14 protein-coding genes are annotated in these 14,049 nt (G+C 37.9%); 2 read left to right on the top strand and 12 right to left on the bottom strand.

The genetic code is table 11. The features are described 5' to 3' along the window. Positions 1 to 8: 8 nt before the first annotated feature. The 6 genes from ppk1 to IQ282_RS14725 all read right to left on the bottom strand — a co-directional run bounded on the left by ppk1 (position 9) and on the right by IQ282_RS14725 (position 6,232). Entirely contained in the window at positions 9 to 2,057 is a 2,049-nt protein-coding gene (gene ppk1 / locus IQ282_RS14750; protein WP_194852633.1) for a polyphosphate kinase 1, read from the bottom strand. Positions 2,058 to 2,093: 36 nt separating this feature from the next. Further along, positions 2,094 to 2,963 (bottom strand): nucleoside phosphorylase, encoded by an 870-nt coding sequence (locus tag IQ282_RS14745; protein ID WP_194852632.1) that lies wholly within the window; start codon positions 2,961 to 2,963, stop codon positions 2,094 to 2,096. A gap of 1 nt (position 2,964) precedes the next feature. Beyond that, positions 2,965 to 3,360, bottom strand: a complete 396-nt coding sequence (locus IQ282_RS14740) for a Rid family detoxifying hydrolase (RefSeq protein WP_194852631.1) — start codon at positions 3,358 to 3,360, stop codon at positions 2,965 to 2,967. Positions 3,361 to 3,445: 85 nt separating this feature from the next. Further along, positions 3,446 to 4,582 carry a peptidylprolyl isomerase gene (locus tag IQ282_RS14735; protein WP_194852630.1) on the bottom strand — a complete coding sequence of 379 codons (1,137 nt, stop codon included), beginning with the start codon at positions 4,580 to 4,582 and terminating at the stop codon, positions 3,446 to 3,448. A gap of 92 nt (positions 4,583 to 4,674) precedes the next feature. Then, positions 4,675 to 5,238 (bottom strand): gliding motility-associated peptidyl-prolyl isomerase GldI, encoded by a 564-nt coding sequence (gldI, locus tag IQ282_RS14730; RefSeq protein ID WP_194852629.1) that lies wholly within the window; start codon positions 5,236 to 5,238, stop codon positions 4,675 to 4,677. Continuing rightward, on the bottom strand, positions 5,207 to 6,232 hold the full coding sequence (locus IQ282_RS14725) for a DHH family phosphoesterase (RefSeq protein ID WP_194852628.1): 1,026 nt from the start codon (positions 6,230 to 6,232) through the stop codon (positions 5,207 to 5,209). The genes gldI and IQ282_RS14725 overlap by 32 nt, the downstream gene beginning before the upstream one ends. A gap of 283 nt (positions 6,233 to 6,515) precedes the next feature. On the opposite strand from IQ282_RS14725, the gene IQ282_RS14720 reads away from it, so the two are divergent. Beyond that, positions 6,516 to 6,935, top strand: coding sequence for a nucleoside-diphosphate kinase (locus IQ282_RS14720; protein ID WP_194852627.1), 420 nt, complete (start codon positions 6,516 to 6,518; stop codon positions 6,933 to 6,935). Positions 6,936 to 7,103: 168 nt separating this feature from the next. On the opposite strand, the gene IQ282_RS14715 is transcribed toward IQ282_RS14720, so the two are convergent. The 6 genes from IQ282_RS14715 to IQ282_RS14690 are packed head-to-tail and all read right to left on the bottom strand — an operon-like array spanning position 7,104 to position 10,473. Next, a complete protein-coding gene (locus tag IQ282_RS14715; protein WP_194852626.1) occupies positions 7,104 to 7,310 on the bottom strand; it encodes a hypothetical protein in 207 nt (68 codons plus the stop codon). Continuing rightward, positions 7,307 to 7,705, bottom strand: a complete 399-nt coding sequence (locus tag IQ282_RS14710) for a hypothetical protein (RefSeq protein WP_194852625.1) — start codon at positions 7,703 to 7,705, stop codon at positions 7,307 to 7,309. Before IQ282_RS14710 ends, IQ282_RS14715 begins: the two co-directional genes overlap by 4 nt. Further along, entirely contained in the window at positions 7,702 to 8,295 is a 594-nt protein-coding gene (locus tag IQ282_RS14705) for a Maf family nucleotide pyrophosphatase (RefSeq protein WP_194852624.1), read from the bottom strand. Before IQ282_RS14705 ends, IQ282_RS14710 begins: the two co-directional genes overlap by 4 nt. Next, the gene (locus IQ282_RS14700) at positions 8,296 to 9,204 is read right to left on the bottom strand and encodes a geranylgeranylglycerol-phosphate geranylgeranyltransferase (RefSeq protein WP_228547346.1); all 909 of its coding nucleotides are present in this window, start codon (positions 9,202 to 9,204) and stop codon (positions 8,296 to 8,298) included. It abuts the gene before it with no gap. After that, positions 9,201 to 9,734 (bottom strand): KdsC family phosphatase, encoded by a 534-nt coding sequence (locus IQ282_RS14695; RefSeq protein WP_194852623.1) that lies wholly within the window; start codon positions 9,732 to 9,734, stop codon positions 9,201 to 9,203. Before IQ282_RS14695 ends, IQ282_RS14700 begins: the two co-directional genes overlap by 4 nt. Beyond that, positions 9,718 to 10,473, bottom strand: a complete 756-nt coding sequence (locus IQ282_RS14690) for a Rossmann-like and DUF2520 domain-containing protein (RefSeq protein WP_194852622.1) — start codon at positions 10,471 to 10,473, stop codon at positions 9,718 to 9,720. The genes IQ282_RS14695 and IQ282_RS14690 overlap by 17 nt, the downstream gene beginning before the upstream one ends. Positions 10,474 to 10,560: 87 nt before the next feature. Between IQ282_RS14690 and ccsA the strand changes: the two genes are divergently transcribed. Next, a complete protein-coding gene (gene ccsA, locus IQ282_RS14685) occupies positions 10,561 to 13,965 on the top strand; it encodes a cytochrome c biogenesis protein CcsA (protein WP_194852621.1) in 3,405 nt (1,134 codons plus the stop codon). Positions 13,966 to 14,049 lie beyond the last annotated feature (84 nt).

The following is a 14,049-nucleotide window of genomic DNA, read 5'->3' as shown; positions in this document are numbered from 1 at the left end:
ATATATATTTAAACGTTGTGTTTCTTTTTGAGGTAATTGTAAATCGCATGCTGCGATCGAACAGGTTTATTTCCCTTAGGATCTACAAAAGGATTATTTTCCTGTGGTGTGTGGATTCTAGCCTTTGTATTATCTTGTATCTGAATATCAAGGATTTCATCCAGTTCCTTAAAAATATCAGTATCATAAATAGGAGTGAGGACCTCAATGCGACGGTCCAGATTACGGGACATCCAGTCTGCACTTCCCATGTAAATCAATGGATCTCCATTATTATGGAATTTATAAATTCTACCATGTTCTAGAAAACGATCTACAATGGAAGTCATTTCAATGTTCTCGCTGATTCCTTTGAGCCCAGGAACAAGACAGGAAAATCCTCTCACAATTAGCCTGATCTTAACTCCAGCCTGACTTGCCTTATACAGAAGATTGATCAAACCTTGATCTTCCAACTGATTCATTTTGGCCGTAATACGCGCGTCAATTCCATTACTGGCATTTTCAGTTTCCTTGCGAATTAAGTCTTCAAAAGTACTTCTTGTACTAAATGGCGAGATCAATAAATCCTTTGCCCTTGGAATTATTAGATCACCTTGAAGGACTTGAAAAACCCTTCCTAGGTCTTTAGTAATCCCTTTATGGGCAGTGAAAAGACCATGATCACAATAGATCTTTGAAGTCTTTGCATTAAAATTTCCAGTTCCTATGTAAGCGTACTTTTTTGATTTCCCGTTTTCCTTTCTATAAACAAGCAAAACTTTACTGTGAACTTTTATTCTAGGGTAACTATAGATTACGGTAGCGCCGTGCTCTTCAAAAATACGGCCCCATTTGATATTATTCTCTTCATCAAATCTTGCTTTTGCTTCAACAAAAACAGTTACTTTTTTACCATTTTTCAATGCAGTCAATAATGAATCTGTCAAAGCACTTTCATCGGCAACCCTATATAAACTGATTTTTATTTCTTCCACTTTCTCATCCTGTGCAGATTGATCTATAAATTCTTGCACGTAATCAAACGACATAAATGGAAAGTGAACCAGCTGATCTTTTTCTCTAATAACGTCAAAAAAGTTCTTGTTGTACAGTTGTGAATGTTCCAGAGTCCGTAGTTCTCCAGCGTGTAAACTTTGATTTCTAGTAGGATCAGGAAAACCAAAAAAGTCATCAAAATTATGATAAAAACCTCCAGAAACCATATCAATCTTTCCTAGACCTAAACTTTTTCTTACGTTTTTTATGACGTCTTTGGGCATGCGCTCATCATAAAGAAATCTAGTGGGTTGCCCGTCTGTACGTTGCTTTAAGGATTTATAAATTTTATCTTCAAGATCACCTTCTAACTCAATATCCATGTACAACTCTGCATCTCTGGAAAGTTTGACGGCATATGCATCAACAATTTTTTCTTCTGGAAATAAGTCGGGTAATTTCAGCTTAATTATATCGTCTAAAAAGCAGATATAATGATCTTCGTCAGTTTGATCAATCTCAATAAACCGATCGTGCTTTTTTGAAGGAATCGTTACTACGCCATATTTTTCTTGCTTCTCAAAAGTCACCAGTAAATAAAGATGTTGATTTTTTAAGAATATTTCACTGGATTTACTGGCTTCGACGTATTCATAATCAACTATATTATTTAAGTGGGTTTCAAAATAATCCTTAGCCTTCTTTTTAAAACGACTTTTCAACTGGTCGTGGTGAAGTAAATGAATATGATTTTGAGCTAATTCTGGAACAATAGATTCAAAGAAAATCTCACCTAACCAGTGCTGTTGTTCGTGAACCTTAACCAGCAGTTGCTTTACAAACTTAGAAGGGCGCAGTGCTAGCTTTTTGCGCAAATTCTTTTCGACCTTTTTCAACTGTCTAAGTTGGGAAACCCGTACTCTAAAATATTCATCTAGGTTGGAGGAAAATATAGCAATAAACTTCAAACGTTCATAGATAGGATTTGAAGTATCTGCAGCTTCCTGCAAAACTCTATCATTGAAACTGAGCCAGTTGATATCTCGATGCTGATATGGGTACTCATTAAAGTCTTTCAAATATTGTTTTTTAGATCTATTAAGAAAAATCGCCAATTAGAGAGTTGCAATGCGTTCCAGAGTAAACCGTATCAATTTTTCTACAGCTTCTTCTGGATCACTACTGAACTGACCGGTAGCACGATTTGCTACGACAGAATTCAGTGAAATTGCTCTGTGACCTAATAGGTGAGACATTGCATAAATACCAGAAGTTTCCATTTCTAAATTAGTGATCTGGTGACCATCATAGTTAAAATTAGAAATCAATTGTTTCAATTCTTTATTTGATGGAGCAAGGCGTAAACTTCTGCTTTGTGGACCGTAAAAACCGACGTTAGTGATGGTGGTCCCATTAAGCATTTCGATTGTTTGGAACTGTCTTGCTAGATCGCGATCACATGATACGATGTAAGGTTTAGACATATTCTCTGATAAGTTCAATTCTTTAACCAATGCATCAGTAAATTTCTTGTCACTAATGTCATTTTCATACCAGTGTAATAAACTATCAAAGCCTATACCACGCTGGGAAAGTAGAAAGGAATCAATAGGTGTATTAGGTTGAACAGCTCCAGTGGTTCCAACGCGTATGATGTCTAAAGAAGTCAATTTCTCTTTAACTTGTCTTGTATCAAAATCAATATTCACAAGCGCATCTAGCTCATTGAATACGATATCAATGTTATCGGTTCCTATTCCCGTGGATACAACGCTTATCCGTTTTCCCTTAAATGTTCCTGTATGAGTGTGGAACTCCCGCTTACCAACTTTACACTCAATAGCGTCAAAGTACTTAGAGATTTCTGGCACACGCTCTGGGTCTCCTACCGTAATTATAATTGGAGCTAATTGTTCTGGTCTTAAATTTAAATGGTAGATACTACCGTCTTTATTTAGAATTAGTTCTGATTCTGAAAGGGCCATATTATCCACGTATTGCAATTGCTGAAATTTCTACATTTACAAACTTAGGTAAGTTTGCAACTTCTACTGTCTCACGAGCAGGGGCATCTTCTTCATTAAAATATCCGCCGTAAATTTTGTTAACTACTGCAAAGCTTTTCATGTCGCTCAAAAAGATGCTTGTTTTTACGACATCATTAAAGTTCATACCTGCTGCTTTCAAGACTTCCTCTAGATTTTTCATAACTAGGTGTGTCTCTTTTTCCAGACTTTCTGTTTCTAATTCACCCGTTTTAGGATTTATAGCGATTTGACCGCTGGTATATAATGTCTGTTGTTCTTTTCCTTGCCACAAAACGGCTTGGTTATATGGCCCGATAGGGTTGGGAGCAGTGCTCGTGTAAATAATTTTCTTCATTAGATAAAGATACTTTAAAAGAATTGGGGAATAAAAAAACGCGCTGCGTAGCAGCACGTTTTTAGAATAGATTTAGCAGTTGAATTTATTCCTTAGGAAGCATCTTCATTTCAAATATCAAGTTGCTGTTTGCAGGAATAGGTCCGCCACCGTTAGCGCCATAAGCTAGTTCAGACGGAATAAATGCAATGATTTCATCACCGTAGTTCATACTGAGCATGGCTTCTCTAAAACCAGGAATCATTCCTACTTCAGGGCTATATTGAACAGGCATAGCTTGATAAGCACTAGCTTGTTGCTTACGTGGATTAACGGCATCAAACATTTGAGCAACCTCTAGATCGCTGCTGTCAAATAATACACCGCTTTCAAGATACCCACTATAGTCTAATAGAATCGTAGATCCTATCTCTGGCTTCTCACCACTTCCCTTTTTGAGGGTATAAATGGCAACTCCCGTTGAAGTTTTAGTTGCTTTCTCTTTCAATGCAGCCAGTTCACTTGCTTTAGATTCTCTAATAGCAGGTGCTGCAGCGCGGCGCTCTACAGCAAGCTTTTCTTCCATTTCTTTACGTTCTTTAGACAGTTTCTGCTGCTCCTTGAATATTGCTGGGGCATCCCATTTTTTTGCAGCTTTTCCCTTTCTGATAATTGTTACTTTTTTCATAACAATGCTATCAAGAGGTCTATCTGCCTCGCCTGTTTCCACCGTTGCGATAGAATCAATAACCGCAAGTCCTTCAATGACTTTTCCAAAAACATTATAACCACCATCCAGGTTAGGGTTAGGTTCATGCATTACAAAAAACTGACTTCCATTAGTATTAGGACCAGCATTTGCCATGGACAAAACACCTTTTGCATCGTGTTTCAAACTATCTACTATTTCTTGATCAAATTGATAGCTTAATTGACCTGATCCAGTTCCTGTTATATCTCCACCCTGAAGCATAAATCCTTCTATCACACGGTGAAAGATGAGACCATCATAAAACGGTTTTCCCTTCAATGAGTCTGCTACTTCTGGATGATTTCCTTCTGCGAGTGCTACAAAATTAGCTACTGTAGCAGGTGTAGCTTCATAGTAAAGCTCTGCGAACATCGTACCTTTTGTGGTCTCGATTTCGGCATAAATTCCATCTTTAGCATCTGGATATTTGTCCTTACAAGATGCGGTTAAAATTATGGCTAGAACGATTAGTAAGCCGTGGGTTTTCTTCATTTCTTAATTTTTAATTATTTAGTTCACATTTCTTTAGACCGATTTCAAAGTGTCTCAACTAGCTAGGAGCAAATTGCGATGAATCGTTTATATTATTTTGATTTTGTTATAACTAGAAGTTTGACTTTACTTACAAGCGGCGTATTTAAACCTATTCGATTATTATCTCCATAAAACCCGTAAGCTGTGTAAGAAGGGAAATAGAAAATAACTTCATCATTAACTTGCATTAATTTCAATCCTTCTCGCAGGCCTTTGAACACTCCATATTCTTGTTCAAGACTTTTAGTTACAGGAGAAATCTCCTCCTTACTATATATGATATCTCCATCCAGATTACTTACATCATATTCAAATACAACGCGATCTCCAAATTCAGGACGATCACCGGCGATACTGTCTTGAGTAACAAATCGATAATAGAAGCCGTTAGGTGAGCGTGTAAATTCCGTAGAATCTTTCGCTATTATTCCTTCAATATATTTCTCTTCTGCGGCATTACGCTCTTTATTGAGTTCGATTGAAAAATTAGTAGTAGTTGCAGTCTTCCGGCTTTTAGGCTCACGGACTTCGACTTGATTCTTACAGCTGCTGGCAAGCATCACGAATAATGTGATGGCAAGGCTATATTTGAGTGCTTTGTAAGTCATCTTCATAGCGTGGCAATATACTAATTAATTTATCTACGGTATCTTTCATGGATTCATCTGATCGACCGCCAGCTGCATTTTTATGCCCACCGCCATTCCAATTTTCACGAGCCATCGTGTTTACATCAAAATTACCCTTAGAGCGTAAGGATGTTTTGATAATGCCTTCATCTGCTTTTTCTATAAAGATTTGAGCAAAAACAATATTGTCAAGACTCAAGGCATAATTTACAAAGCCTTCTGTATCTCCTTTTTGAAAATTGTTGTCATCTAACTCTTTTTGAGTTAAAGTAATATAAGCCGTACGGTGTTTTGCGAGTATCACCATGTTGTTTAAAGCCACCCCTAACAATTTCATGCGAGTAGGCGTATTTACATCATATATTTTTCTGTTGATCCCCTCACTATCAGCTCCCAGATCCACTAGATCTGCAGCTACTCTTAACGTTGTAGAGGTTGTAGAACGATATTTAAAACTCCCAGTATCTGTTAATATGCCGGTATAAAGACTGGAAGCCATGTTCTCATCGATGCTATCGAGTTCACCCATGTTTTCGATAAAGTGATAAACCATCTCACAAGTACTACTCATGCCAGTGTCGCTATACATATAAGTTGCAAAATCGTCTGGTTGCTGGTGGTGATCAATCATCACAAAAGTGGCATCTGCTTTGGAAAGGGGCGTTTCCATATCGCCTGCGCGATGAAATGCATTATGATCTAGAATGAAAATCAGGTCGGCTGCTGCAATTAAATCATCAGACTGATCTCTATTCATTTCATAGTTCAATATCTCATCACTATGCTTCATCCATTGTAAAAAGCTAGGAAAATCGTTAGGAGAAATCATGCTAACTTCATGGTTTTTTTTCTTGAGATAACCATAGAGTGCTGTAATGGAACCTACCGCATCTCCATCAGGGCTTTTATGTGGAACGATGATAATCTTTTTAGTAGTAGAAAGCTCTTTTTTAAGACTCTCGTATTGATCTTTTTCCATAGACTGCAAAAGTAATATTTCTAAGCAGATTTAAAAAACTGCCAACCTCAATTTGAAGCTACAATGAATGTCTAAAATTAAGTAGGAGAGAATCTGTAAAACCGATAGTTCTTTCCGCGTATTTAAGTTCCCGACTTTATGAAAGAGGTTGAATCAGTGTTAACGAAGGTGAATTGGTCGTATTGTAAACAGTGATTAAAATGCATCATTAAAAAACCAAGTGTCTAATGCTTAATGCCTGACAGAAAGAACTACTTTTGCAGCGCAATTTTAAAAATCAAAAATGGCAACGAATAGAACTTTTACAATGATCAAGCCTGATGGAGTCGAGGACGGACACATAGGGGCTATACTAGAAAAAATTACAAGCAGTGGTTTCAGAATCGCGGCTTTAAAATTAACACAAATGACTGTTGCAGATGCACAGGAATTTTATGAAGTACACAGTGAGCGTCCATTCTACGGAGAATTAGTTGAATTTATGTCTCGCGGTCCAATCGTAGCGGCGGTTCTTGAAAAAGATAATGCAGTAGCAGATTTCCGTACGTTAATAGGAGCAACTAATCCTGCTGAGGCAGCTGATGGAACTATCAGAAAATTGTTTGCAAAAAGTGTAGGTGAAAATGCCGTTCACGGTAGTGATAGCGATGAGAATGCAGCGATTGAAGCAGCTTTTCATTTTGCTGGACGTGAAATGTTTTAGTTCATCGCTTTGCGATAAACAACAATTTACCACTACGCATAATGAACTCCAAACTATTGATGCTTTCAAGTTAACAATAGGATTATCAATTATTCAAAAACCCATTCTGAAGATTCAGAATGGGTTTTTTAAGTTTCTATGGTTTGAGATAAGTTAATCTATAAAGTATTATCGATCGACTTTTTCTTCTTTCTTATTCCACCACCACGTTCCAAAAACGCTACACCCTGTAATAAAAAACACAAAGCCTAACTCTTTTAAAAATGGAGTCCAATTGAACTTATCCCATTGATAAGTGATGTTTGAGCCATAAATCAGTAAAGCAAACCCTATGCTGAATATGAGGTATAACGCTATGTATTTTATGTGTTTCAATCGATACGTATCATTTCAAACTCCTCAGGGCCACTGTTGTTGTAAGTTATGCACTTATAGCCGTAATCTGTAACATCAGTGATAACTACTCTTAAAACGCTATTGATTACCGCCATATTATCACTCTTGTCCACATCTTGAATGTGCAGTTCATACTCACAATCTGTTATCCAGACGACCTTACTGTAAATTTTCATTTCTGTACTAGGACTGCTTTCTATACTGGTACTATCATTGCGTTCAATGATCCATTCTCCATAAGCCTTATTAGCATATTTGAAAGTACCCGTCTTTACAGAAGAGCAATCTAATTCATCAACCAGATCCTCATTTTTATCGTTCTTGCAACTCAATAAAGATGCGGCTATCAATACTACAAATAATATATTTTTCATAATCGAGTTGCATTTGTTTTGAGCCATTCATATACTTTGGGTAGTGGCAACCCCATCACATTATAATAACATCCCTCTAGTTTTTCAATAGATGTGAAACCTATCCAATCCTGAATCCCATAACCACCGGCACGGTCAAAAGGCTTATAGTGATCCACGTAATAATCAATTTCTTCCGGAGTCATTTCTTTAAAGAAAACCTTAGTGACATCTGTGATTGTTTCCTGAATCTTTGACGATGTAAAAGTAACTGAAGTATAAACCTGATGCATTGTCCCACTCATGGAAGCTAGCATTTTCTTAGCGTGACCTCCATTTTTTGGTTTTTCTAATGCTTTACCGTCTAACCATACAATGGTATCGCTTGTCATTATCAATTGGTTTTCCTGAAGGTCATCGCTAAATGCTTTCGCCTTGAGCGAGGAAAGAAAAGCGGTGATTTCGCCAGCAATGAGTTCGCTATTGTAAACTTCATCAATTGGTCTGGTTTCAATTCTGAAATCTAGATCCAGTCCTTTCAATAATTCTTGACGCCGCGGCGATTGCGAGGCGAGAATGATATCAATATGTTTAAGTTTTTCTTGTAACATTTAAACGGTAAATTTTATAAATCCGATTCCTATAATTCCTACAAACAAGACAACTTTACAAAGCAGTGAAAGTATGCCAAATTCCTTCACAGAATCGACATTAAATAATCGCAGCGCTACATATAGAAGCGGCGCCATAATTAAAAACAGGGAACCATAAAGACTGATTGGATCTGTATTTAATTCCATAGTTGTTAAATAGCCTATGATCACAACCAGTATGAGTGTGTAAATTGCCATGGCTTGTGCTGCTCGCTTTTTACCTAAAAGTAGTGGTAAACTCGATCTGCCACTTGCGTGATCGCCTTTCATATCTTGACAATCTTTGATCCATTCCCGCAATAGGTTGACACAAATCGCAAAAATAGCAAACACCGTAAGGTGCAGCAATGCTTCTAATTGATATGCTTTATTAAATTCAGTAATGGAGGGGAATAATTCGAAAAGAGCCGTGATTAAAACTACAGATCCTACTAAAATCGAGATCAAAATATTGCCAACAAGAAGCATTTTTTTTAGCGTAGTTGCATAAGTATAAAGCAGAAAAGCGATACCTATAAATAGCCCGGCCAGAGCTGGCTTCTCCACACTATTGGCAAGAATAAAACCAAAGCCAACTGATATACTAGTTATAACCATGTAAAAGGTAAAGGCTTTTTTCTCTGTAATGGACTTGCCTACAAGGACTTTATCTGGCTTGTTGATAATGTCGGTAGAAACGTCATAGATATCATTAATTACATTCCCGCTCGCCGTGAGTAAAGCTGTGGAGCTTAGTAAGAGCAGAACCTGCCAGTGTGCAAGACTTAAAATGGCATTAGTTTGTGGGAGGTAGACATAAATGATAATGACCTGGGTGATCAGCGTCATGAGCACATTAGGCCAGCGCATTAGTTTCAAATATTTCAACTACTTGTCGCTTTTGTGCCTGATGCTACGTTCCATTTACCTTGAACCTTCATGACCTGCTCGATCACATCGCGCACGCAGCTGTCACCGCCATTTCTATGTGATATATAATCGCAAACACCTTTCACTTCAGGAATGGCATCTTGAGGGCAAGTGGCCAGTCCAGCAAACATTAGGGCAGGAACGTCGGGCATATCGTCACCCATAAAGAGAATATCTTCTGCTTTTAAACTATGTTTTTCCATGTATTCTTTCATTTGCACCATTTTATCATGAGCATTTAAAAAAACATCTGTGATACCTAACCCTTCCAGTCTGGTTTTGACTCCGTTATTATTTCCACCCGTTATAATGCAGACTAAATAATCATTGTTGAGTGCCGTTTTCAGAGCGTAGCCATCTTTTGCATTCATCGTGCGCAGCAGTTCACCGCTATCAGAAATGAGCAAGCGGCCATCTGTGAGAACGCCGTCCACATCAAATACGAACGCTTTAATTTTATGCAATAATTCTTTATAATTTTTTTCCATGAGTTTGTTCTATTGAATTGGTGATGACGCGATACATATCACGATCGTCCTCTTCTAATAATTCTAAATGTCTATTAATAGTTTGTTGATCGCCACGTTTTGCAGGGCCAGTTTGAGCTTTTAATGCTCCTAAATCTTGAGCTTTTTTAAGCGTTTCCTCCATTAAAGGTTGCAATAAAGCCGTTGGAATGGATGCTTTTTCTAATAATTGATCTGCTTTGTAGTAACAATGATTAACAAAATTATTCATGTAAACTGCGGCAAGATGAAGCTCTCGTCTTTGTGTAGAATTGATATGTTTTTGCTTTCGCGAAAGCGAACTCGCTACCAGTTCCAGTTGCTTCATTGTAGTGTCTGTACTCGCTTCTAAACAGATAAAAAGGTTAGCAAAATCAACAGCTCTTTCTTTACTAAATGTTTGCGGTATATAAAGAACACCGTGATTTTTAAAGCTAGATAATTCTTTCATGTCAACGCTTCCACTAGTGTGTACTACAGTAACTTCTGAAATATTTAAAGAGTTTGAAACTTGAGCAATCAAATCATCAGGAACTGCGAGAATTATCAGGTCGCAATCAGGAATAGAATTTTGGAATAAGGGTGCGCTACTGGATTCCAGTTTCTGACCTTTGTTATTGCGGTAACCTACCAATTTAACACTGTTGTTCATGGATTTTTCCAACGCATAACATAATTGCGTTCCTAGATTACCGGTGCCTATGATAAATACCTTGATCATGGTGTAAAAATACGGCCTAACAACCGACTCACAAACTATGGCAATGTTGCTTTTGTGAGGTATCTTTGCCGGCTGTTAAATATACCTATGAAAAACAGGATTCTAGCATTATTATTCTCCACCCGTACCATGTCCATTTTGTTACTATTCTTTGCCATAAGTATGGGAGTAGGTACTTTTATTGAAAACTCATACGATACGCCTACCTCAAAGCTTTGGGTGTATAATACCTGGTGGTTCTCTGCCATAATGCTATGGCTTATGTTCAACTTTATCGGCAATATTAAACGATACCAGTTGTGGCAGTGGAAAAAATGGGCAACACTTACCATGCACTTATCATGGATACTTATTATTATAGGAGCAGGAATTACCAGATATATATCATTTGAAGGTATTATGTCAATCCGTGAAGGAGAGACGGAGAATACTTTTTTAAGTGAGGAAACCTATTTCAGTGCGCTAATTCAGGGCAATGACCTTAATGGTACACCTATGCAGCGTGAGGTCAAAGAGCGGGTTTTAATTACTAAATATGATTATGATCATGCAGAGTCATTTGATTTCTACGATAAGGAAATCACGTTAACCATTGATTCCTTAATTCCTAATGCGGTGGAAGGCTTGAAACCTGGAGCTACAGGTTCAAAATTTCTTAAAATTGTAGAAGCTGGCGACGGTAGTAGACACGATCATCTATTACAGGATGGTGAAGAAGATAGTATTCATGGCGTATTGTTCGGTGTGAATATTGATCCTGAAATTGCCAAAGAAAAAGGACTCATCAACATTATTGAAAACTGGAATGGGTACTTTATTCAATCACCTTTTGAAGGAGAGTATCTAAGAATGGCAGACCAGCAAAAAGGTGCCGTATTTCAAGATTCTTTACAACCGTTGAATTTGCGCTCTCTTTATTCCATGGCAGGAATGCAATTTGTGATTCCAGAGCCCATTCAACAAGGTGAAGTGGGAATTGTAGGAAGTCTTGAACCTACTCCTACAGGAGCATTTGGTCTTTTAACTACCGTACGCAGCGGTGATGTGACTAAAAAAGTAGAGATAATGGGAGGAAAGGGAATCGAGTCTAATTACAAAGATGTCGAAATAGACGGAATGAAAGTTTATCTTAAATATGGTAGTATAGCTCGTGAATTGCCTTTCTCTATAACACTTGAAGATTTTATTGCGAAAAAATATCCCGGAACTGAAAAGGGTTATTCTGCTTTTGAAAGTAAAGTAGTAGTAAATAATGCCGATAGCACTAAAACGGACGAACACATATATATGAACAATGTAATGGATAAAGCCGGTTACCGGTTTTTCCAAGCGAGTTTTGACCCTGATGAGTTGGGAACGCACTTATCTGTGAACCATGATTTCTGGGGTAAACTAGTGACCTATACAGGCTACATCCTTTTATATATAGCAATGATGGCTTTGATTTTTGATCCCAATACCAGATTCGGCGAACTCAGACGATTGATTCATCGCGTTGAAAAGCAAAAAGCGAAATACCTGAGCGTATTGTTAGTGATTTTAGGTACTACGTTTTCTTTTGCTCAGACACCCGCTCCTGCGGAAGACCATACGGGACACAATCATCCCATTGAACAACAGCAACAACCTGTTCAGGAAGATCACACCGGCCATAATCATGAAGTAGAGAACAATCATACTGCACCAGCAGAAGGCGATAACGGAATCAGTACTAATACTGATGTTGATGACATTAACAAACCAAAGAGTGGTGCAGATGTAAAGCCATTGATCGCACCTGTGATTCCTTTGAAATTTTTAGATAGTGTTATCGTGGCAAACATGGTTCCACAGGCACAGGCAGATAAATTTGGTCGAGTAGTAGTTCAAGACAATGGACGTATGAAACCCATGGCGACGCTTGCATCAGAGATTCTCAGAAGGCTTTCAGAAAGAGATTATTATGAGGCTGTAGTGAATGATTCTGTGGTACGTTTATCTCCAGAACAGACTATAATTAGTATGATGCAAATGGGACAGCTTTGGTTTGAAGTACCCGTAATAAAGTTAAACCGTAAGAATGATTCTCTAAAATCCATCTTAGATCTAGATAGGAGTAAAAGTCTTGCTAGTGGAATGGATTTTTTTAGAAAACCTAACGGCGAAGTAGGGAATTATAAATTAAGTCCTTTTCTTGATGATGCGAATAGCGCTAATGTGAAGACTAATATTCAGAACGAATTCATTGACATCAACTTTAGCGTTGGACTTCTGGATCAAGTGATCACTGGATCTATATTTAAAATATTTCCTAAGCCAGAATCAGAGAATAATAAATGGTTCTCCAGACCAGAATTAGAAGAAGCAGGTTATGAGCGTGAAGGTGATTTTAACTTTGTACGCGATTTTATACCCGCTTATGCAGCATTAATGAGAGAAGGAAATCAAACTGGCGATTACCTGCGAGCAAACACTGCATTGAACAGTCTTTTTGAATTCCAGAGAGCTTATGGATCAGAAGTGATGCCTTCTAAACAACGCATAGATGCCGAGATTCTTTACAATGATTACGACATTTTCAAAAAGCTTCACTGGTGGTATTTATGGTTCGGTATTGCCATGTTAATTTTATTGATTGTTGAAATTGTAAAGCCTATGAAAGAAATACGCTGGGCGATCGTGTTTCATAAATATGTGATTTTCGCAATCTTCCTAGTGCATACGACAGGGTTAATTGTTAGGTGGTATTTAAGCGGTCACGCTCCCTGGTCAGATGCTTATGAATCACTTATTTATGTGGCTTGGGCAACGATGGCTTTCGGTTTGATGTTTGGTAGGAAAAGTGAGATGACCATTGCGAGTACGGCATTTGTAGTGGCGATGGTACTGATGATCGCTTCCTGGAACTGGTTAGACCCTTCCATTACAACGCTCGTACCAGTTCTTGATTCTTACTGGTTAATGATTCACGTTGCGGTAATTGTTGGAAGTTATGGTCCATTTGCTTTGGGGATGATTTTAGGAATCGTGACTTTATTATTGATGATTTTCTCTACGGAGAAGAACAAAAAAGTAATGGAGATGAATATCAAAGAGTTGACCTATATCAATGAGGTTTCCCTAACCGTGGGTCTAATTATGCTGACCATTGGTAATTTCTTAGGTGCGATGTGGGCTAACGAGAGTTGGGGTCGATACTGGGGATGGGATCCTAAAGAAACTTGGGCACTGGTAACCATTTTTGTTTATGCGTTTGTGCTTCACCTGCGATTAGTACCTGGTCTGAAGGGAAGATGGACGTTCAACCTGTGGTCTATTCTGGCCTTTTACAGTGTTATGATGACTTACTTTGGTGTGAATTTCTACCTGTCTGGATTACACAGTTATGCCAGTGGTGACCAGATTATTTCTTACAATGCGGTCATTGCTTCACTAGCCTTTGTAGCTATTCTTGCAGGGCTTGCAAGATGGAAGGATAAAAAGATTTATGGTAAGAAGAAAAAGAAGAATTAAAATTATTCCGCTTTCGCGAAAGCGGAATGATTTTCATCTTATTTCTATCCTATAAATTTCGAAAGACCTTTAAACATGCTGCCA

The organism is Nonlabens antarcticus (assembly GCF_015356755.1).
GTDB classification, from domain to species: Bacteria; Bacteroidota; Bacteroidia; order Flavobacteriales; family Flavobacteriaceae; genus Nonlabens; species Nonlabens antarcticus.
The sequence above is the reverse complement of the archived record's forward strand: the minus strand, read 5'-3'. Positions and strand labels throughout refer to the sequence as shown.

Excerpts from the sequence above, each read along its gene's own strand:
- IQ282_RS14745 (WP_194852632.1), bottom strand. The coding sequence starts at position 2,963 with ATGGCCCTTTCAGAATCAGAACTAATTCTAAATAAAGACGGTAGTATC.
- IQ282_RS14725 (WP_194852628.1), bottom strand. The coding sequence starts at position 6,232 with ATGGAAAAAGATCAATACGAGAGTCTTAAAAAAGAGCTTTCTACTACT.
- IQ282_RS14720 (WP_194852627.1), top strand. The coding sequence starts at position 6,516 with ATGGCAACGAATAGAACTTTTACAATGATCAAGCCTGATGGAGTCGAG.
- IQ282_RS14735 (WP_194852630.1), bottom strand. The coding sequence starts at position 4,582 with ATGAAGAAAACCCACGGCTTACTAATCGTTCTAGCCATAATTTTAACC.
- IQ282_RS14695 (WP_194852623.1), bottom strand. The coding sequence starts at position 9,734 with ATGGAAAAAAATTATAAAGAATTATTGCATAAAATTAAAGCGTTCGTA.
- IQ282_RS14740 (WP_194852631.1), bottom strand. The coding sequence starts at position 3,360 with ATGAAGAAAATTATTTACACGAGCACTGCTCCCAACCCTATCGGGCCA.
- ccsA (WP_194852621.1), top strand. The coding sequence starts at position 10,561 with ATGAAAAACAGGATTCTAGCATTATTATTCTCCACCCGTACCATGTCC.
- IQ282_RS14710 (WP_194852625.1), bottom strand. The coding sequence starts at position 7,705 with ATGAAAAATATATTATTTGTAGTATTGATAGCCGCATCTTTATTGAGT.
- IQ282_RS14690 (WP_194852622.1), bottom strand. The coding sequence starts at position 10,473 with ATGATCAAGGTATTTATCATAGGCACCGGTAATCTAGGAACGCAATTA.
- IQ282_RS14705 (WP_194852624.1), bottom strand. The coding sequence starts at position 8,295 with ATGTTACAAGAAAAACTTAAACATATTGATATCATTCTCGCCTCGCAA.
- gldI (WP_194852629.1), bottom strand. The coding sequence starts at position 5,238 with ATGAAGATGACTTACAAAGCACTCAAATATAGCCTTGCCATCACATTA.